The organism is Photorhabdus thracensis, from assembly GCF_001010285.1.
Classification (GTDB): domain Bacteria; phylum Pseudomonadota; class Gammaproteobacteria; order Enterobacterales; family Enterobacteriaceae; genus Photorhabdus; species Photorhabdus temperata.
Genome location: NZ_CP011104.1, coordinates 611944 through 632919, shown reverse-complemented (window position 1 = coordinate 632919; position 20976 = coordinate 611944). Strand labels below are relative to the sequence as shown.

Annotated in this window: 15 protein-coding genes; 10 read left to right on the top strand and 5 right to left on the bottom strand. The window is 43.5% G+C overall.

Annotated features, from left to right (window positions below; all coding sequences use genetic code 11):
• Positions 1 to 1147 precede the first annotated feature (1147 nt).
• Both VY86_RS02535 and sbcD read right to left on the bottom strand, forming a co-directional pair.
• Entirely contained in the window at positions 1148 to 4834 is a 3687-nt protein-coding gene (locus VY86_RS02535) for an AAA family ATPase (RefSeq protein ID WP_046973807.1), read from the bottom strand.
• Positions 4831 to 6066 carry an exonuclease subunit SbcD gene (sbcD, locus tag VY86_RS02530; protein WP_046973806.1) on the bottom strand — a complete coding sequence of 412 codons (1236 nt, stop codon included), beginning with the start codon at positions 6064 to 6066 and terminating at the stop codon, positions 4831 to 4833. Before sbcD ends, VY86_RS02535 begins: the two co-directional genes overlap by 4 nt.
• A 261-nt stretch (positions 6067 to 6327) precedes the next feature.
• On the opposite strand from sbcD, the gene phoB reads away from it, so the two are divergent.
• The 3 genes from phoB to brnQ all read left to right on the top strand — a co-directional run bounded on the left by phoB (position 6328) and on the right by brnQ (position 10059).
• A complete protein-coding gene (gene phoB / locus VY86_RS02525) occupies positions 6328 to 7017 on the top strand; it encodes a phosphate regulon transcriptional regulator PhoB (RefSeq protein ID WP_021323618.1) in 690 nt (229 codons plus the stop codon).
• A gap of 23 nt (positions 7018 to 7040) precedes the next feature.
• Complete coding sequence (phoR, locus tag VY86_RS02520; RefSeq protein WP_036836976.1) at positions 7041 to 8378, top strand: phosphate regulon sensor histidine kinase PhoR; 1338 nt, start codon at positions 7041 to 7043, stop codon at positions 8376 to 8378.
• Positions 8379 to 8727: 349 nt separating this feature from the next.
• Complete coding sequence (brnQ, locus tag VY86_RS02515; RefSeq protein WP_046973805.1) at positions 8728 to 10059, top strand: branched-chain amino acid transport system II carrier protein; 1332 nt, start codon at positions 8728 to 8730, stop codon at positions 10057 to 10059.
• Between the two features lie 130 nt (positions 10060 to 10189).
• Here brnQ and ggt read toward each other — a convergent pair whose 3' ends face one another.
• The 3 genes from ggt to VY86_RS02500 all read right to left on the bottom strand — a co-directional run bounded on the left by ggt (position 10190) and on the right by VY86_RS02500 (position 13537).
• Entirely contained in the window at positions 10190 to 11953 is a 1764-nt protein-coding gene (gene ggt, locus VY86_RS02510) for a gamma-glutamyltransferase (protein WP_023043738.1), read from the bottom strand.
• A gap of 223 nt (positions 11954 to 12176) precedes the next feature.
• Positions 12177 to 12779: a peroxiredoxin C gene (locus tag VY86_RS02505; protein ID WP_023043739.1), complete on the bottom strand. Its 603-nt coding sequence runs from the start codon at positions 12777 to 12779 to the stop codon at positions 12177 to 12179.
• Between the two features lie 164 nt (positions 12780 to 12943).
• Positions 12944 to 13537 carry an acyl carrier protein phosphodiesterase gene (locus VY86_RS02500; RefSeq protein WP_046973804.1) on the bottom strand — a complete coding sequence of 198 codons (594 nt, stop codon included), beginning with the start codon at positions 13535 to 13537 and terminating at the stop codon, positions 12944 to 12946.
• A gap of 104 nt (positions 13538 to 13641) precedes the next feature.
• On the opposite strand from VY86_RS02500, the gene queA reads away from it, so the two are divergent.
• From queA to ribD, 7 genes are all read left to right on the top strand, one after another.
• Complete coding sequence (queA, locus tag VY86_RS02495) at positions 13642 to 14709, top strand: tRNA preQ1(34) S-adenosylmethionine ribosyltransferase-isomerase QueA (RefSeq protein ID WP_046973803.1); 1068 nt, start codon at positions 13642 to 13644, stop codon at positions 14707 to 14709.
• Between the two features lie 66 nt (positions 14710 to 14775).
• Positions 14776 to 15900 carry a tRNA guanosine(34) transglycosylase Tgt gene (gene tgt, locus VY86_RS02490; protein ID WP_046973802.1) on the top strand — a complete coding sequence of 375 codons (1125 nt, stop codon included), beginning with the start codon at positions 14776 to 14778 and terminating at the stop codon, positions 15898 to 15900.
• A gap of 94 nt (positions 15901 to 15994) precedes the next feature.
• A complete protein-coding gene (gene yajC / locus VY86_RS02485) occupies positions 15995 to 16327 on the top strand; it encodes a preprotein translocase subunit YajC (RefSeq protein WP_046973801.1) in 333 nt (110 codons plus the stop codon).
• 27 nt (positions 16328 to 16354) lie between these two features.
• Positions 16355 to 18202 (top strand): protein translocase subunit SecD, encoded by a 1848-nt coding sequence (secD, locus tag VY86_RS02480; protein WP_071880959.1) that lies wholly within the window; start codon positions 16355 to 16357, stop codon positions 18200 to 18202.
• Positions 18203 to 18212: 10 nt separating this feature from the next.
• Positions 18213 to 19181 carry a protein translocase subunit SecF gene (gene secF, locus VY86_RS02475; RefSeq protein ID WP_046973799.1) on the top strand — a complete coding sequence of 323 codons (969 nt, stop codon included), beginning with the start codon at positions 18213 to 18215 and terminating at the stop codon, positions 19179 to 19181.
• 114 nt (positions 19182 to 19295) lie between these two features.
• Positions 19296 to 19745, top strand: coding sequence for a transcriptional regulator NrdR (gene nrdR, locus VY86_RS02470; protein WP_046973798.1), 450 nt, complete (start codon positions 19296 to 19298; stop codon positions 19743 to 19745).
• Between the two features lie 6 nt (positions 19746 to 19751).
• Positions 19752 to 20861: a bifunctional diaminohydroxyphosphoribosylaminopyrimidine deaminase/5-amino-6-(5-phosphoribosylamino)uracil reductase RibD gene (ribD, locus tag VY86_RS02465; protein ID WP_071880958.1), complete on the top strand. Its 1110-nt coding sequence runs from the start codon at positions 19752 to 19754 to the stop codon at positions 20859 to 20861.
• Positions 20862 to 20976 lie beyond the last annotated feature (115 nt).

The following is a 20976-nucleotide window of genomic DNA, read 5'->3' as shown; positions in this document are numbered from 1 at the left end:
GGAATTCCGCCCTGAAAAATACCCCTTGTTTTCTTTCTGGTAATCACTCCTTTTTTCAGGGCTTAAATCCTGCCAAATTAGCCGTTTTATCCTTTTTTAATTGCGTTATTTTTAGGGTTTTTTTCGTAAAATAACCGGCGAGAAAACACTTTAATACTTATCTGTTCGGATAATATTATTTTACGTGCGGATTTCTTTTTAACTCGCGATTAATGGTTGATGATTTTCGATTAAATGAGATTAACTTTCCTTCTGAAAAGTTGTATTTATTGAGTTAAATCCGCCTTGATATAAAGTCTTTAATACTTCTGTATTCTCGATTTTAAATGATTATGGTAAGTTAGGTAAATGTAAAATAAGTGGAGTATAGAATCGCTGATAAATGAATTCAATATAGCAGGGTAAACAAAGTGGGATCCCGCCGGGCCTGTTCTGAGTTTTATGATGGGCAGGCTTTAAACTGTTATTAAAAGTCATTGTTTCAACTTATGGTTTTAACCGGTATAAAGTTTTTACTGTTGTTTTTACCGATTCTAACACCTGTTTTTTATTAAATTTAATCATCATCGAATATCGTGTTTTACTTTTAACGAAAGCTAATCATACCTGTTTTATCTTTACTGGCAATCCAAGGCGATTTTCATCGGTCACCACCATTTATTTTTTCTTCATAAATCAGCAAGTAAATGGCTTGATGAGATAAAAATACCCCTTGTTGTTTTTTCGGATAATCATTCCTCCTTTTTCAGCGTTTAAATCCTGCCAAATTAATCATTTTATCCTTTTTTTAATTTCGTTATTTTTAGGGTTTTCTCCGTAAAATAACCGGGGAGAAAGCACTTTAATACTTATCTGTTCAGATAATATTATTTTACGTGTGGATTTCTTTTCAACTCGCGATTAATGGTTTTCGATTAAATGAGATTAACTTTCCTTCTGAAAAGTTGTATTTATTGAGTTAAATCCGCCTTGATATAAAGTCTTTAATACTTCTGTATTCTCGATTTTAAATGATTATAGTCTGTTAGGTAAATATAAAATAAGCGGAATATAGAATAGCTGATAAATGAATTAAACATGGCAGGATAAAAAAGTGGAATCCTGCCATGGTGCTTTCATTTTAATGATGGCTTTTCATTATTTTCCGCTATTGTTTATTATAACGAAACTCAGGTGAGAGTTTACTTATTCCAAGTCCATTAACTTTTTTAACTTTAATCTGTACTGGGATCCGTTCTTTCATGGCTTCGACGTGGCTTATAACACCAATAGTTTTCCCGGAAGCATTCAGATGGTCCAGAGCGTCGAGTGCAATATCAAGAGTTTCTGGGTCAAGTGTGCCAAAGCCTTCATCCAGGAATAGTGAATCAATACAGGTTTTATTGCTGACTAAATCAGATAAAGCTAAAGCCAGAGCGAGGCTGACCAGAAAACTTTCACCACCGGAAAGCGTTTTGGTATCACGAATGGCATCGGCTTGCCAGGTATCAACGACTTGCAGTTCAAGACCATCACTGTTTTTGCGTTGTAAATAATAGCGTCCGTGAAGTTTTCTCAGCCGTTGATTGGCAAGATGAACCAGATGATCCAGTGTTAGTCCTTGGGCAAAACGGCGGAATTTAGCGCCATCTGCTGAACCAATCAGGTTATTCAGGTAACTCCAGTCATCATAATTTTGTTGGCAATGGTTGATCTCTTCCAGCAAGGATTTTTGTTGTTGGCGGCGTACTGCGTCATTACCAAGCAGGTTTCTTAATTCTCCTTGTTGTAAGGTGTTTCTTTTCAGCTCATCAGTGGTGCTTTTCAACTGTTCAGTCAGTTGTGATTTTGTCTGTTGAGAAAGTAATTCAGGGCGATTTTTCAGATGTTGTTGCAGGGCTTCTGCTGCTTTTTGACACAAGGCTTTGACTTGTATCTGTTGTTGTTCGAGCCGTTCTTTGAGTTGTTGCAGCTCCTTACGTTGCTCTGGTGATAATAGGGCTGCTTCAAAGGTACTTTGATCGGTAAATATACTTTCAGCTAATGCAGAGTTGAAATTTTGTTCTGACTGCTGTTTTTGTTGTTCAGCTTGTTTGCTGTTTTTTTCAATCTCATGAATTGCGCCGGTAAGCTGGCTGATACTGGATTGTGCTTGTTGCAGATGTGACAGTGCCTGTTTGTATTTTTCTTCCAACAGCTGAGATTGTTGCTGTAATGCCTGAGTCATTTTCGCGACCGACTGTTCACCAAATAGTTTTTGGCGCTGTTGTTGCGTCTCTGCGAGTTGCTGTTTCTGTTGTTGCTCTTTTTGATTAAATATGTTTAAACGGGATGTGTATTCTTCTTTTTGTTTACTCAATGATTCAAGCTGATTTTGAATAACAGCTTGTTCTTTTTGGATTTGTTGCCAGTTTTCACGGCAGTTTTGATATACCTGCCACTCATTTCTACGTTGTTGCAGCCAGTTTTCAGCATCATTCAGAATTGGCAGTGATAAATCATATTCCTGTAATTCAGAAGTCATTTTTTCAATAACATCAGCCAGCTTATTCTGTTGTTGCTGTATCTCTGGTTGCAGTTCAGCGAGGTATTTTGTTAGGGCATTGTATTGTTGTTTATCCAGCTCAATGCTTTGCTCAATTTTTTTAATCTGTTCTTTATGAACTGTTAGTACTTTTTCTGTTTTTTGATGTTCTTTTTCTGTCAGTTCAAATTTAGCTAATTGGGCCAGACAAAGCTGATAAGCCGATTGGTTCTGCTGTACAAATATTTCAAGTGCCGGTTTATCTGAAGGAGAAATTTCAGTTTGTAATGTTTCGCAAGTTTGCTGCCATTGTTGAATTAATGAATTCAATTTTGGTTCAGCGTCAGTAATTTCTTGCAAAATATGGTTGTATTGTTGCTGTTGAAACTCGTTTTTATTCACTAACGATATTCTGGTAGTTTGCAGTTCTTCAAATTCCTGACGTAAATCTTTTAGCCGTTGCTCTGATTTTGACAATTCAATCTTTTGATAAGCTTGAATAGCCGGGTGATGTTCAGAACCGCAAAGTGGACAAGGAACACCTTCTTTGAGTTGCGCGCGCTCTTTTTCCAGACTAACAATTTTTTGTTCTAACTGAATGCGTTGAGAAAGATCTGCTAAATGTTGCTGTTTGTCTGAGAGTTGTTTATCAATAGCGCCAATTTGAACAGGAAGTTCCTTTAATAATTTTTCCGGTTGTTGTAAACGAACACGATTACTGGCAATTGTGGTTTGTAATTGCAGGATTTGCGGGGACAGTATTTCCAGTTTATGTTGCCGCGGCAGTTGTTCCTGATATTCAGCTAATTGTTTTTGTAATTTCTCTGGTGAATATTGCTTTTGCAGATGAAAAAATTGCTGCTCTGCCTGTTCAAATGCCAGTTTTAATGGTTGGTTATTTTCAATCTGTTGTTTTAGGTCTGCTTCTTGTTTATTCAGGTTATCGCTAAGTTGTGTGATTTCGGCATTGAGCTTGTCAATTTTTTGATTTTGGTGATTAATTTGTTGCTGCTGATCTTGCCGCCAGGAGAATTGGTGTTGCCAGAAAGCAATTTTTTCACCGAAATATTGATGGTAAGTCTGCTGTTCGAAATAGTTTTCCAGTTGTTTTCTTTGGTTGGTTAATGACTGGGAGCGTTGGTTTGCCGTGTCATATTGCTGGCAACTGTTTTCAAGCGCTGTTTTCTGTTCGCTGATTTGTTGCTGAGTAAGATTAAGATCTTTAATCTGACCATCAATCTGATGATCCAATGGGATCACCTGTTCTGATATCAGTTTTTCTTGTTGCTGCCGGTGTTGTTGATGTGTTGCTCTGGCAGAGTCGGTATCAGTCACTTTTTGTTGTATCGGCGTGAGTGTTTGCTGCTGCTGTTGAAGTTGTTGGCGCATATCTTCCAACTGCTTACTGATTCTCTGATGCTCATATTGAGTTCGATTTTTGTCATCCAGCAATGGGCGAAGCGTTTCGGCTGGTTCACTGTCGGCCAGTTTTTGCAGTTGCGGTTCTGCGTGGGTAAGTGCGTTTTCTGCCTGTTGTAAAACAACCTGATTTTCAGTAGCAAATTGTTGAAGTTCTTCCTCACGGATCAGCCATTGCTCCGAATGTTGCAGGGTTTTTATTTGTTGATTCAGTCGTGATTCAGAATCCGCGAGTTGTTGCTGTTGCTCGAGATATTGTTGATGCTGTCCTTCCGTTAACAAATCAATGGCAGAGGCTTTGGCTTGCAGAATACCCAGTTCTGACTGGGCTTCTTTATGTTGCTGGTAAATTTGTTGGGATAAAATACCGTAAATTTCAGTACCGGTTAATTCTTCTAATAAATCAGCCCGTTCATTGGGTTGAGCATTGAGAAAAGCAGCGAAGTCTCCTTGGGATAACAGCATGGATTTGGTGAAACGACCGTAATCCAATCCGGTAATTTCGATAATTTTCTCTTTCTTATCTTGGATCTTATCTGCCAGAATTTTGCCGTTGCTGCTGAATGCGAGTTCCACTTTTGGGGCTTGCAGATTGCCGTCCGGCTGGTTGCGCGCTCGCCGTTGGCTCCAGAAAGCGCGGTAAGCAACACCTTTCACTTCAAACTCAACTTCAGCTAGGGATTCTGCTGTGTGGCGGGTCATCAGCTCATTTTGTGATGCTGAAACTGTCAGGCGCGGTGTTTCGTGATAAAGGGCAAGGCAGATGGCATCCAATAATGTGGTTTTACCCGCACCGGTAGGGCCGGTTATTGCGAATAGGCCACTGCTGGCAAACGGCTCTGTTGTGAAATCAATCTTCCATTCACCTTGTAATGAATTAATGTTTTTCAGTCGCAGACTCAGAATTTTCATGCCTGTTCCTCCTTGTTTTTATCCTGATAGATATTATTCAGTGTTTGTTCGAAAAGGGTGGTCAGACGTTTTTTGTGTTCTTCATCTTCAAGTTCTGATTGCTCAAGCCGACGGGTAAAAACCTGGTTAACACTGAGTTCTGTCAAGGTTTCTCTGTTTTCTTGTGCCAGCATATTTTGTCGCTGTGTTTTACTACGCCGCAGCAGAATGACTTCAACAGGAAGTTTCGCAACCATTGATTGAACTCTTTTCTGGATATCATGGAGATAGTCTTGTGTGGCAACTTCAATATCTAACCAGACGGGTTGCTCGCCTTTATAGTCATTAAAAGTCTGTAATTGCTGTTCAATTTGTTGCAGGTCACCCCTGATAAGCTGCATGGGTTGATATTGAGGAATAGGTAAAAGTGTAATGGATGCCAGTTTGTCTTGGGTAAATTCCACCAAACAGACACTTTTCTCCTGTCCGACTTCATCAAAACTGAGCGGTATGGGGGAACCGCTGTAGCGAATATGTTCAGATTTAGCCACGATTTGTGGCCGGTGAATATGCCCAAGTGCAATATAGTCTGCCGGTGGGAAAGCTTGCGCCGGGAAGGCATCAAGTGTACCAATATAAATATCCCGGACTGAATCTGTGGTTGAGGCGCCAACGGTGGTTAGATGCCCGGTGGCAATAATAGGTAAGGGTAAATCCAGTTCATCACGTAATTTACGTGCTTGCTGATAGAGTTGATCATAGTGTTCTGCAATCGCTTCCTGTAATGCCAGTTGTTTTTGTTCTCCTGACTGACCTGCCAGGCTGGTCATAATATCTCTTGGACGCAGAAAAGGGATTGCACAGAGGATGGCGCCGGTATTGCCTTCTTTGGTGTTGAGCACTTTTATTTGCTTCTGCGGGTCTTCTTCCGCATGGGCAATGACGGTGGTATTCAGGCAGGAAAGCAGTTCCTTTGATTCATTCAACGTTGCCACGGAATCATGATTACCACCAAGGATAATTAACTGACAGCCAGTAGGTTGCAGTTCAACAACAAAGTGATTATATAGCTCACGGGCGTAACTGGGCGGCGATCCGGTATCAAACACATCTCCGGCAACAATTAATGCATCGACCTGGTAATTTTCAACCTGTTTAATCAGCCAACGCAGAAAATGTTGATGTTCAGCAGCCCGGCTTTTTGTAAAAAAATATTGGCCAAGATGCCAGTCCGAAGTGTGAATAATACGCATAATTCCGCCGCAATGGATTAAAGTGAATGATGATTATAATGGCTATATTCTGAATGTCGCCTTTAAATCTGGCTTTGTGAATATATCTCCGAGTTGCTTCGCATTCATGATGAAATATGATAGTTGTTTGAATTAATTATTGCGAAACAGATTGCAGGTGGAGGATAGCCGAGGCAGGATTTCATAAATCTGTCATAAAACTGACGCATAATGCCTTTTAAAACTCAGTCGCGTTTATCTCAATATTTAACAGGACTAACCATGACAAGACGTATTCTGGTCGTTGAAGATGAAGCTCCGATTCGTGAGATGGTCTGTTTTGTGCTGGAAAAAAATGGCTATCAGCCGGTAGAGGCGGAAGATTATGATTCCGCGCTGGCATGTTTATCTGAGCCCTATCCTGATTTGGTGTTATTGGATTGGATGATCCCTGGTGGTTCTGGTTTGCAGATAATCAAACAAATGAAACGGGATAATAATGCCCGTGATATTCCGGTGATGATGCTGACGGCACGTGGTGAAGAGGAAGATCGGGTTCGTGGCCTCGAAGTTGGGGCAGATGACTATATAACCAAGCCTTTCTCTCCTAAAGAGCTGGTTGCCAGAGTCAAAGCGGTATTGCGGCGTATTTCACCTATGGTGGTAGAAGATATCATTGAAATGGATGGTTTGGTTTTGGATGCCACTTCCCATCGTGTGACCAGCCAGGATCTGGCTCTGGATATGGGGCCGACCGAGTTTAAATTACTTCATTTCTTTATGACTCATCCTGAGCGGGTCTACAGCCGTGAACAGTTGCTCAATTATGTTTGGGGAGCAAATGTTTATGTTGAAGACAGAACTGTCGATGTACATATTCGCCGTTTACGTAAAGTATTAGAGATTGGTGGTCATGATAAAATGGTGCAGACCGTTCGCGGTACTGGTTATCGTTTTTCTACCCGTTACTGAGTTTGCGCACCGGAGAACCTGATGTGTTAGAACGTTTATCCTGGAAAAAACTGGTTTCAGAACTGTTTCTTTTTTGTTTGCCTGCATTAGTTTTGTCGATATTTATTGGTCACTTGTCCTGGTGTTTGTTTGCTTCGGTATTTTTGGCGCTGATATGGCATGGCTATAATTTGCTGAAACTTTCGGATTGGTTATGGTTAGATCGTAGGATGTTGCCGCCGTCGGGAAGGGGGGGATGGGAGCCGATTTTTTACGGTATTCACCAAATGCAGCAACGGAACCGGAAACGGCGCCGTGAACTGGCGCTGTTGATCAAACGGTTTCGTAGTGGCGCTGAGTTATTGCCGGATGCCATTGTTATGATGACAACCGAGGGTAATATTTTCTGGTGTAACCGTTTGGCCCAGCATTTACTGGGTTTTCGTTGGCCTGAGGACAATGGGCAGCCTATTTTTAATTTACTTCGTTATCCTGATTTTAATCGGTATATGCTTTCCAGGGATTTTGCACGTCCGTTATCAATAGAATTAAATAATGGTTTCACTGTTGAGTTTCGGGTTATGCCTTACTCTGGAGAGCAACTATTAATGGTTGCCAGGGATGTGACGCAGAAACGGGCCCTGGAAAATGCCCGCCGTGACTTTTTTGCGAATGTCAGCCATGAAATGCGTACCCCTTTAACTGTATTGCAGGGTTATCTGGAAGTCATGCAGGATCAGGAGGTGTCTGGCTCGCTGAGTAATAAAGCGCTGAATACAATGCAGGAGCAAACCCGGAGGATGGATAGTCTGGTGAAGCAATTATTGCAGCTTTCTAAAATCGAAGCCGCTCCTCAGATTGATATGAATGAAATAGTTGATGTGCCTCTGATGCTTAAGGTATTGCGCCAGGAAGCCGCCGCGCTTGGTAATGAATGCTATAAAATTAATTTTGATATTAGTGAAAAACTAAAAGTTTTCGGCAATGAAGAGCAGCTTCGCAGTGCAATGTCTAATCTGGTTTATAACGCGGTTAATCATACCCCGAAAGGCACTCAGATTGATGTCAGTTGGAAAACGAATTCCCACGGTGCCGAGTTTACCGTGAAAGATAATGGACCAGGTATCAGTGCAGAACATTTACCCCGTTTGACCGAACGTTTCTATCGGGTAGATAAAGCCCGTTCCAGGCAAACGGGTGGAAGCGGCCTCGGTCTTGCTATTGTTAAGCATGCTTTACATCACCACCATTCCCACCTTGAAATCTCCAGTGAAATAGGTCAAGGAACAACTTTCAGTTTTACTTTACTGTCAGGATTGATTGTACCGGCTAAATTAACCAGTAAAAGAGATAATAATGGTTTAATTAAAAGCAATAATTAACTTGTGAAATTAATTATTAGCTTTGAAGGTTAAAAAAAACACAAATCATATAGTGTGTATTCAATGATAGCTAACAGCAATCACTGGTTTTGAAAAAGAGTGTAGTATATAACTCTGCATTCTGGTTTATCTATTGCCTTCTGGCACTATAAAAGTTTTACTTGTGGGCAGTTGCTGGCGATTCTATCTATAATAACCACTATGGTTCTGTATTAAACAGGTACAGGTGAATATTATTTTGATAATAAATCGTTAAATTAGGGTTCAATATTGCCAATGTGGGCTTAATTATTGGCGGTGTTTATATTATTCAAGCCATTAAAATGGTAACAAAAAATTAACAATTATTATGACAAATCGTTTATCATCTAAGGATATTTGGGCGTTAGGGTTTATGACCTTTGCCCTGTTTGTAGGAGCGGGAAATATTATTTTTCCTCCTATGGTGGGATTACAATCGGGTGAATATGTTTGGGTAGCTGCATTAGGCTTTCTGGTCACCGCGGTTGGTTTACCGGTAATTACAATCATCGCGTTGGCAAAAGTAGGCGGTGGTATTGAAGAGCTGAGTTCACCCATTGGTAAGGTTGCGGGGTTGCTGCTGGCAACGGTTTGTTATCTGGCTGTTGGCCCTCTATTCGCAATTCCACGTACTGCGACGGTTTCTTTTGAAGTGGGCATTGCTCCCCTTGCCGGTTCGGGTGAATTATCACTCTTTATTTACAGTCTGATTTATTTTGCCCTGGTGATTGCTGTTTCGCTTTACCCTGGTCGTTTGCTTGATACTGTCGGGCATGTGCTGGCGCCCATTAAAATGCTGGCGTTAGGTATACTTGGTGTTGCCGCTCTACTTTGGCCTGCGGGGGGCTCAATTCCTGCAATTGATGCTTATCAGCAAATCCCATTCTCCAGTGGTTTCGTTAACGGTTATCTGACGATGGATACCTTAGGCGCTATGGTATTTGGTATTGTTATCGTTAACGCGGCACGTTCAAGAGGTGTTGCTTCATCTTCATTGTTGACCCGTTATGCGACGTGGGCAGGGGTGATTGCCGGATTCGGTCTGGTGTTGGTTTATCTGTCTCTGTTCAAACTGGGTTCTGGCAGTGGATCATTAATTCCTCATGCGGAAAATGGCGCTGTAATTTTGCATGCCTATGTTCAGCATACTTTTGGTGGTGTTGGCGCTCTTTTCCTCGCCGTGTTGATTTTTGTCGCCTGTATGGTGACTGCGGTGGGATTGACTTGTGCGTGTGCTGAGTTTTTCAGCCGTTATCTGCCTTTGTCTTATCGTTCATTGGTTCTGATCCTTGGTTTGTTCTCCATGCTGACTTCTAACCTTGGTTTGAGTCATTTGATCAATATTTCTATTCCGGTACTGACTGCGATTTATCCACCTTGTATCGTTTTGATTGTTCTGAGTTTTACTCTGCGCTGGTGGAATAATTTTAGCTGTGTTTTGGCTTCGGTGATGCTAATCAGTCTGCTGTTTGGTATTTTAGATGCTATCAAGTCATCAGAAACCCTGGTGTATTTATTACCAAATTGGGCAACTCGTTTACCATTGGCTGATCAAGGGTTAGCTTGGTTAGCGCCATCCCTGTTGGTTCTGGTTGTGTTTGGTATTTATGACCGTATTTGGGGACGTTCTGGTTCACAAGAAAGTCAAAGTCATCAGTGACGATGGTCCGTTTATTTGACCGTTTGTCATCGTCAGATAGTTAGAGAAAGCGCGGGATGGCATGCCTGAGAAAGGTGTTCCATCCCGCTATCTTTATATTCTTCTACATGGTTTGCTGAATTACCTGTTGTTAGTAACCAATAGCAGCACCTGCTGGGCGCCGAACATCATTGGCGCCATAGAAATAGTTTTCACGAACTTGACCAGATACGGCAGCATCATTACCTGAAGAACCTGTATTTGAAACGTTAGCGGCTTTTGGTAAACCTACCATAATCAACTCAGCTGCGCCCCACGGTGTTTGTTCCACCATTTTATATCCCATTTTTTCCAGCAAATTCAGTGAGTCTTTAGAAACACCTCGTTGTTCATAATAAACTTCATCTGGTAACCATTGGTGATGAATACGAGGGCTATTGACCGCTTCCTGAGGAGGCATACCGTGATCAATGATGTTTAAGGCAGTTTGTAGCGTGATAGAGATAATACGGGAGCCTCCGGGTGAGCCCAGAACAAGGAATATATTATTGTCTTTAGTGACGAGTGTCGGGCTCATTGATGATAGTGGGCGCTTACCAGGGGCGATAGAGTTAGTCGCACCTTGAACCAGTCCATACAGATTCTTCTCACCAATTTTTGTCGTGAAATCATCCATTTCATCATTGAGGAAGAAACCTGTTCCCGGTGCGATGACGACAGCACCGAAAAGCCCATTGATTGTATAGGTGGTTGAAACCGCATTACCTTCTTTATCTACAATGGAGTAGTGCGTGGTTTCTGGTTTCTCATGTGGTTCAATACCCGGCTGAACATTTTCTGATAATGTTGCTTCCCCTGGTTTTATTTTTTTACGCAGAGATTCGGCATAGCTTTTACTCAGTAAACGATCGATTGGGTTTTTAACAAATTCCGGATCGCCAAGGTGAGTATTTCTGTCCATATAGGCATGACGCATTGCTTCCGTCAGTGTGTGAATATAATCAGCAGAGTTGAATCCCATTTCTTTGAGGTTGTAGCCTTCCAGAATATTCAGGATTTCACACATTGTTACCCCTCCTGAACTGGGTGGCGGTGAAGAGATAAATTTATAACCGCGATAGCTACAGGTGACGGGGGCTGTTTCTGAGATCTTATAATTGGCGAAATCGGCTTCGGTAATAATGCCGCCTGATTTTTTAGCTGCTTCTACAACCCGTTTAGGAATATCTCCATGATAGAACGCTTCTTGCCCTTTTTTGGCGATTAATTCCAGTGTATTTGCCAGATCGGTTTGTATCAACTTATCGCCCGGTTGATAAGGGGAGCCATCTTTACGCAGGAAGATGCGGGCTGCTTCTGGATCTTTGCGGAAACGTTTGATTGAAGTGTCCAAAATATCTGTGTCTGCTCGGGTTAGTATATAACCTTCCCGGGCCAGTTTAATTGCAGGCGCCATGACCTGTTCACGACTGAGTTTGCCATATTTTTTTAGGGTGCTGTCCAGTCCCATCACGGTCCCGGGCACTCCGGCAGCCAGGTAGCCATATAAACTGGCTCCTTTAACAACGTTACCTTCTTTGTCCAGATACATATTGGCGCTTGCCGCATTTGGTGCGGTTTCGCGGAAATTAATAAAAGTATTTGTGCCATCAGCCAGATGAATTGTCATAAAACCACCACCGCCGATATTTCCACAGCATGGGTTTACAACGGCTTGGGCATAGCCAACAGCAACAGCCGCATCAATAGCATTTCCACCTATCTTGAGGATATCCACACCAACTTGTGAAGCAAGGTGTTGGGCTGAGACAACCATGCCATTTTTAGCTTCAACGGCGGGTTCTGAAGCGGCATAAAGATGAGAAGAGATGAGTAAGGATATTATTACCAGTGGTGTTTTCCATGTTTTCAACATGTTGTGAACTCCTGTCGTTTTGCGGGATGATTTTTATAAAGTGGAAGTGCTTGTTTTATTTACACGAATTTTAATGTTAATCAATTGTAAATTTAATTATAAGTGATGATAACTATTAGAAAGATTTATTTTTTGTGCGCAAGGTGGCAAAACGAGGAATTTCAGCGATAAAAAAACCAGTTGGCAGCAACCAACTGGTCTGAATTATTGGTAACGTTTGAGGTTACAGTTTAGATGCGTTCTGAGACAGGTACTTAGCTACGCCGTCTGGAGAAGCGCCCATACCTTCTTTACCTTTTTCCCACTGTGCAGGGCATACATCGCCGTGCTCTTCGTGGAATTGCAGTGCGTCAACCATACGCAGCATTTCGTCAATGTTACGGCCTAGTGGCAGATCGTTAACAACCTGGTGACGGACAACGCCGTTTTTGTCGATCAGGAAAGAGCCACGCAGAGCTACGCCAGCTTCTGGGTGCTCAATACCGTATGTTTTTTGAATTTCACGTTTAGTATCAGCAACCATTGCATATTTAACTTCGCCGATACCACCGTTATCGATAGGAGTTTTACGCCATGCGTTGTGGACAAATTCAGAGTCGAAAGAAACACCAACAACTTCAACACCGCGTTTTTTGAACTCTTCGTAGCGGTGGTCGAATGCGATCAGCTCAGAAGGACATACGAAAGTAAAGTCCATCGGCCAGAAGAAGATAACGGCAGGTTTACCGTTCAGGTGTTTTTTCAGGTTGAAATTCCCAACTATTTCGCCGTTGCCAAGGACAGCTGCTGCTGTAAAGTCAGGGGCTTGACGAGTTACCAGAACCATGAGTTACTCCTGTAGTTTTAACCGGGGTTTATGTAAAAATTGGATGTAGAATAAGGAATTAGCGTACATCAATAAAGGGTAAAATACTAATTTTTGCAATAGATTTTACCTATTAATACTTTATTTTTATTTTCTTTACTGTAACGCTTTACCCACATTGTTAATTAGGTGAGGTTATAAAAATCTTTATTTCCCGCTTTTTCCATCATATAGGGATAAAATTGCCAGAATAACGCTTCGAGGTCAGAGTAATGTTGTTCTATATCCTGAAATGATCCCGATAAGGCAGATAATCTGGGATGTCTTCGGGCCATTCCATTTAGTACATTTGCGATAAATGCAAGATCTGCATAGCGGATCAACCAGTTTTGCGACCATAAAAACTCATTCATTTCCTGAAATTTTTCGGGAGTTTTATAAAGATGAGGTTCTATCTGATTGCGGGCACGGTGAATAAATGCCGGTAATGAGTCATCGGGAACCAGTTTATCCCAATATAAGGAAAGGAAGTGATCCCAAATAATATCCAATGTAATTGGCGCAACCCGTCGATATTGGCTACTGAACAGGTGACGGGCTTGAGTAACTAACGGGTGGGTATCTGTTAATACATCAACCCGTCGATGCATGCGAATGCCTGCAACCACGTCAGCGCTGTATTGCCCCTCTGGATTGCCGCGAACAAAATCCGCCATCAAGTTCCCTAACAGGGAGCTTTCAGCCAGAGTAGCTAAATGAAGGTGAGCGAGAAAATTCATCTGGTGATTATAATATAAATCAGCGAAGTTATGTGCTTATTTGTTGCACCCTTAGAGCTGCGGCACTAGACTAGTCCGCCTGTTTTTCTGAATGATTAAATACAATGCGAGTTTCCGATTTTACTTTTGAACTTCCTGACGAAATGATTGCTCACTACCCTCAACCACAACGCAGTGGCTGCCGTCTACTTTCCCTTGATGGTGAAACGGGGGCGTTAACGCATGGTGTTTTTACGGATGTTCTCGATAAGCTGAATGCCGGAGATTTGTTGGTTTTCAATAATACCCGAGTCATACCCGCGCGTATTTTTGGCCGGAAAGCCACCGGCGGTAAACTGGAAGTTCTGGTTGAGCGGGTATTGGATGATAAGCGGGTACTTGCACATGTGCGCGCTTCCAAAGCACCGAAAGAGGGGGCAGAGCTGTTGCTGGGTGACAGTGAGAACGTTAAAGCGACGATGCTGGCCCGTCATGACACGCTGTTTGAAATACGTTTTGATGATCAGCGTGATGTGCTGTCCATTCTGGATGATGTCGGCCATATGCCTTTGCCGCCTTATATTGATCGCCCTGATGAAGAGGCGGATCGCGAGCTGTATCAAACGGTATACAGTGAACGTCCAGGCGCAGTAGCCGCACCAACGGCAGGTCTTCATTTTGATGAGCCATTATTGGAAGCCCTGCGTGAAAAAGGGGTGGAAATGGTTTTTGTTACCTTGCATGTAGGGGCCGGTACTTTCCAGCCAGTGCGTGTAGAAACCATTGAAGACCATATTATGCATGCTGAATATGCTGAAGTGCCGCAGGATGTGGCTGATGCGGTCCTGGCATGTAAGGCCCGGGGTAATAAGGTTGTCGCTGTCGGAACAACATCCGTCCGCTCGCTGGAAAGTGCAGCAAGAGCTTGCCAAAATGGATTAATTGCGCCATTTTTTAATGATACGCAGATTTTTATCTATCCGGGTTTTGAATATCAGGTTGTTGATGCGCTGATTACGAATTTCCATTTGCCGGAATCGACACTTATCATGCTGGTTTCTGCATTTGCTGGTTATAAAAATACCATGAGTGCTTATAAAGAGGCGATTGCAGAAAAATACCGTTTCTTTAGTTATGGTGATGCCATGTTTATTCTCCGTAATCCTTTGGCTTGCAAGGAAAAAATTTCTTGATTTATTGTGTTTTAAACATTTTTTAAGTCACAGCATCAGACTGTTTATCTGGTGCCTGGAGGTTAAGTGAAATTTGAATTACAAACTACCGATGGTCAAGCCCGTCGTGGTCGCCTGGTTTTTGAACGTGGCGTTGTAGAAACGCCGGCGTTTATGCCTGTGGGTACTTATGGCACAGTGAAAGGAATGACACCGGAAGAAGTAAAAGAGACCGGTGCGCAAATCCTGCTTGGCAACACTTTCCATCTGTGGCTGCGTCCGGGGCAGGAAATCATGAAGCTGCATGGCGACTTGCATGGATTTATGCAATGGCATGGCCCGATTTTAACGGATTCAGGCGGTTTTCAGGTATTCAGCCTTGGCGCGATGCGTAAAATCAAAGAGGAAGGTGTACATTTCCGCAACCCAATTAATGGTACGCCTGTTTTCCTCAGCCCGGAAAAATCAATGGAAATCCAGTATGACCTGGGTTCTGATATTGTAATGATTTTTGATGAATGTACGCCATATCCTGCTGACTGGGATTATGCGAAACGTTCGATGGAAATGTCCTTGCGCTGGGCGACTCGCAGTCGTAAGCGTTTTGATGAGTTACAGAATAAAAATGCTTTGTTTGGTATTATTCAAGGAAGCGTTTACGAAGATTTACGTGATATCTCAGTAAAAGGTCTGGTAGAGATTGGCTTTGATGGGTACGCTGTAGGTGGTCTGGCGGTTGGGGAACCTAAAGAAGATATGCACCGTGTTCTTGAACATGTCTGCCCGCAAATCCCGCAGGACAAACCGCGTTATCTGATGGGGGTAGGAAAACCAGAAGATTTGGTGGAGGGGGTTCGCCGCGGCATTGATATGTTCGATTGTGTAATGCCAACCCGTAATGCCCGTAATGGTCATCTTTTTGTCACCGATGGTGTCATTAAGATCCGTAATGCCAAACATAAAGAAGATACTTCGCCGCTGGATGAGCAATGTGATTGCTATACTTGTCGAAATTATAGCCGGGCGTATTTGCATCATCTTGATCGTTGTAACGAAATTCTCGGTGCAAGGCTGAATACTATCCATAATTTGCGGTATTATCAGCGTTTAATGGCTGGGATCCGTAAAGCCATCGAAGAGGGTAATCTTGAACAGTTTGTTGAAGATTTTTATCAGCGGATTGGCAAACCCGTTCCGCTATTAAATATTTGACTTAAGTGGTGATTGACTGACCTCAGTGTGTATAGCATATTGCGGTTGGTTTTTTGATTACTATCGATTTTGATAACAATGAGGGAAAAGTTTAATGAGTATTATTTCTGAAGCAACGGCATCTGCTGGTGCACCGGCGGCTCAGGGAAGTCCATATTCTCTGATCATCATGTTGGTTGTTTTCGGTCTGATCTTCTACTTCATGATCTTGCGTCCACAACAGAAACGTACGAAAGAACATAAAAAACTGATGGATTCTATTTCCAAAGGTGATGAGGTTCTGACCAATGGTGGTTTGATTGGTCGTGTAACTAAAGTTGCTGATACGGGTTATGTCGTTTTAGCACTGAATGACACCACTGAAGTGACTATTAAACGTGATTTCGTCGCTGCCGTTTTACCGAAAGGTACAATGAAGGCTCTGTAATTTCTGATTTTCCCGAAGGGAACTGCCGTGCTAAACCGTTATCCTTTGTGGAAGTATCTGATGCTGATCACTGCGATCCTCATCGGTTTGCTTTATGCACTTCCCAACCTTTATGGTGAGGATCCGGCTGTACAAATCACTGGCGCGCGAGGCATTGCCGCCAGTGAGCAAACGCTGGACCAAGTCCGTAATATTTTAGAGAAAGATCAAATCACGAGTAAATCTATTGCGCTGGAAAATGGCGCGATTCTTGCTCGTTTCAATAATTCTGATATTCAGCTTCGTGCCCGTGAAGCCCTAATGTCCGCATTGGGCGATCAGTATGTGGTGGCATTGAATCTGGCGCCGGCAACACCAACTTGGCTGGGTAAGATTGGCGCAGAGCCAATGAAACTGGGCCTTGATCTGCGTGGTGGTGTGCACTTCCTGATGGAAGTGGATATGGAAACCGCATTAGGAAAACTGCAAGAGCAGAATATTGATGGCCTGCGTACTGATTTACGTGAAAAAGGTATTCCTTATTCCACTGTCCGCAAAATTGATAATTACGGTGTAGAGATCCGTTTCCGTGATGAAAAAGCCCGTTCTGATGCGGAGAGCTATCTTACCAATCGTCACCGTGATTTAGTTTTCAGTGTTGGAGCCAATAATACCCTGAAAGCGGTGATGAGTGATGAGAGCCAGCGTGAAGCTCGTTCTTATGCAGTGCAGCAAAACATTACCATTCTGCGTAATCGCGTTAACCAACTGGGGGTGGCCGAACCGTTAGTTCAGCGTCAGGGAGCTGACCGTATCGTGGTTGAATTACCGGGTATTCAGGATACTGCCCGCGCTAAAGAAATTCTTGGCGCGACAGCAACCTTGGAGTTCCGTTTGGTCAATACAAGTATTGACTCTACTGCGGCTACATCAGGTCGGGTACCGGGTGATTCTGAGGTGAAAAATACCCGTGATGGTAGCCCGGTTGTGTTATATAAGCGCGTTATTCTGACCGGGGATCATATTACAGATTCAACCCCTGGTACCGATGAATACGGTAGTCCAGAGGTGAGTATTTCACTGGACAGTGCTGGTGGCTCCGCGATGTCTAATTTCACCAAGGACAATGTTGGTAAGCCAATGGCAACGCTGTTTGTGGAATATAAAGACAGTGGTAAGAAAGATGCTAATGGTCGGGCTGTATTAGTCAAAAATGAAGAAGTGATTAACATTGCCAATATTCAGGTTCGTCTGGGGAGTAATTTCCGTATCACCGGTATTTCCAACGCGGCTGAAGCCCGTCAGTTATCTTTGCTGCTGCGTGCCGGCGCTCTGATTGCACCGATTCAGATTGTGGAAGAACGTACCATCGGGCCAACCCTTGGTCTGCAAAATATTGAGCAAGGGCTGGAAGCCTGTCTGTGGGGTCTGATCGCATCAATCCTGTTTATGGTGATTTACTACCGCAAATTTGGTTTGATTGCGAGTAGCGCGCTGCTGGCTAATTTGGTGCTGATTGTCGGTGTTATGTCTCTGTTACCGGGTGCGACGCTCACTATGCCTGGGATCGCGGGTATTGTGCTGACGCTGGCGGTGGCAGTTGATGCCAACGTACTGATCAACGAACGTATCAAAGAAGAATTACGTAATGGCCGTACTGTACAGCAAGCGATACATGAAGGTTATAAAGGCGCGTTTTCCAGTATTATCGATGCCAACCTGACAACGCTGATTACTGCGATCATTCTTTACGCTGTTGGTACAGGGTCAATTAAAGGCTTTGCGATAACAACGTCAATTGGTGTCGCCACTTCTATGTTCACCGCTATTGTAGGTACCCGGGCTATCGTGAACCTGCTATATGGTGGTAAGCGTATTAAGAAGCTGTCAATTTAAGGAGCACGTTGTGGCACAGGATTATACTGTTGAACAATTGAACTACGGTCGCAAAGTCCATGACTTTATGCGCTGGGACAACGTTGCTTTCGGAATTTCGTTGCTGCTGTTGGTGGCTTCTGTTTTTGTGATGGCAACCCGCGGGTTTAACTGGGGATTGGATTTTACCGGTGGAACGGTAATTGAAATTAAACTCAGTAAACCGGCTGATCTGGATAAGATGCGTGATAGCCTGGCGAAAGCGGGTTTTGCAGATCCTCTGTTGCAAAACTTCGGTAGCAGCCGTGATGTGATGGTGCGTATGCCACCGTTGATGGGTGCGGCGAATGAGGAACTGAGTAAAAAGGTTATTAAGGTCATCAATGACTCCGTTGATAAAGACGCGAGTGTGAACCGTGTTGAAATTGTTGGGCCAAGTGTCGGTGCTGAGCTTGCCCAAAATGGGGCGATGGCGCTATTAGCGGCCCTTATCTGCATCTTGATTTATGTTGGGTTCCGTTTTGAATGGCGTCTGGCATTGGGAGCGGTTCTCGCGCTTGCACATGACGTCATCATCACGCTCGGGGTTCTGTCGTTGTTTCATATCGAGATTGACCTGACAATTGTGGCGTCGCTAATGTCCGTTATCGGTTACTCATTGAATGACAGTATCGTGGTTTCTGATCGTATCCGTGAAAACTTCCGTAAGATCCGCCGGGGTACGTCGTATGAAATTATGAACGTCTCTTTGACTCAAACACTGAGCCGTACCATCATGACTTCTGCGACTACCTTACTGGTGGTGTTGATGTTGTATATTTTCGGTGGTGCAATGCTGAAAGGTTTCTCCCTGGCGATGTTAATCGGTGTTTCTATCGGTACGATATCTTCTATCTATGTTGCTTCCGCATTAGCGTTGAAACTGGGTATGAAGCGTGAACACATGATCCAGCAAAAGGTTGAGAAAGAAGGGGCTGATCAGCCATCTTTATTGCCTTGATTATTCTGCCTTAATGCGGTTCAAACACCCTGTGAGTATCCGGCTAGCAGGGTGTTTTTTGTTTAGATTAAGGTAAACTGTAAACTTAGTTCGGACTAACTATCAGGAAATGATATGCATTGCCCATTTTGTGCCGCTGTTGATACTAAAGTGATTGACTCCCGTTTAGTGGGGGATGGCTCGCAGGTACGCCGGCGCCGCCAGTGTCTTGAGTGTCATGAACGATTTACCACTTTTGAAATGGCTGAGTTAGTTATGCCGAGAGTGATAAAAAGTGATGATATCCGGGAGCCATTCGATGAAGAAAAACTGCGCCGGGGTATGCAAAAAGCATTGGAGAAACGTCCGGTCAGTTCTGATGATGTAGAAATGGCGATTAGCTATATTAAATCTCAGTTACGTGCCACCGGTGAACGGGAAATTACATCTAAAATGATTGGTAATCTGGTGATGGATGAATTGAAGAAATTGGATAAAGTCGCCTATATCCGTTTTGCTTCCGTCTACCGCAGTTTTGAAGATATTCGTGAATTTGGCGAAGAGATTGCTAAATTACAGGATTAATAAGTAGTGAATAACGATGAAAAATATATGACGCGTGCTTTCGAGTTGGCGCGTCAGGGATGCTTTACTACGTCACCTAATCCTAATGTCGGTTGTGTGATTGTGCGTGATGGGCAGATTGTCGGTGAAGGTTTTCATTTACGTTCTGGTGAGCTACATGCCGAAGTCCATGCTTTACAGATGGCCGGTGATAAAGCTAAAGGTGCAACCGTTTATGTCACTCTTGAGCCATGCAGCCATCATGGTAAAACGTCCCCTTGTGCTGATGCCCTGATTGCTGCTGGCGTTAGTCGTGTGGTTATGGCTATGCAGGACCCTAACCCTCAAGTAGCGGGAAGAGGGTTTTATAAGTTGCAACAGGTGGGGATTGAAGTCGAACACGGATTGATGATGGCGGCGGCGGAATCCCTCAATAAGGGGTTTCTGAAACGGATGCGTACAGGGTTCCCGTATGTTCAGTTGAAGATGGCGGCTTCTCTTGACGGACGAACTGCGTTGGCTTCTGGAGAAAGCAAATGGATTACATCATCTCAGGCTCGTTATGATGTGCAAAAATTCCGTGCTCAGTGCAGTGCGATTCTGAGTTCCAGCAGTACTGTTCTGGCTGATGATCCTAGCCTGACTGTTCGCTGGAATGAACTGGATGCAGAAACTCAGGCGGTTTATCCTGAAGAAACCCTTCGTCAACCAGTGCGTGTTATTGTTGACAGTCAGAACCGTGTTACCTCACAGCATCAGGTCATACAACAGCCGGGCCATTGCTGGCTGGTCCGTACCAGAGCGGATGAATATCACTGGCCTGAAAATGTAGAGCAGATACTGTTGCCTGCTCATGGTGCGGGTGTAGATTTAGTGTTACTGATGATGCAATTGGGTAAACGTCAGATTAATTCTGTCTGGGCCGAATGTGGTCCGCTGTTGGCGGGGGCATTACTGACTTTGGGGTTGGTGGATGAGTTGATACTTTACGTTGCGCCAAAAGTGCTGGGCGACGCTGCCTGTGGTTTGTTGACTATTCCTGAACTTAAAAATCTGGCGGATGCGCCGGAGTTTGACATTTTTGATGTACAGCAAGTCGGGCCGGATCTTCGTCTGTGCTTGCGGCCTGTATACTGACTGAATATGTAGTGTGGGTTAGCCCGCCTGTTTTTATGCTCTGTTGCTAAATCGGCAGGCGCGGCTAACGAAAGAATATGATAGAATCCGCCCCCCCGCGGATATGAACAGATAT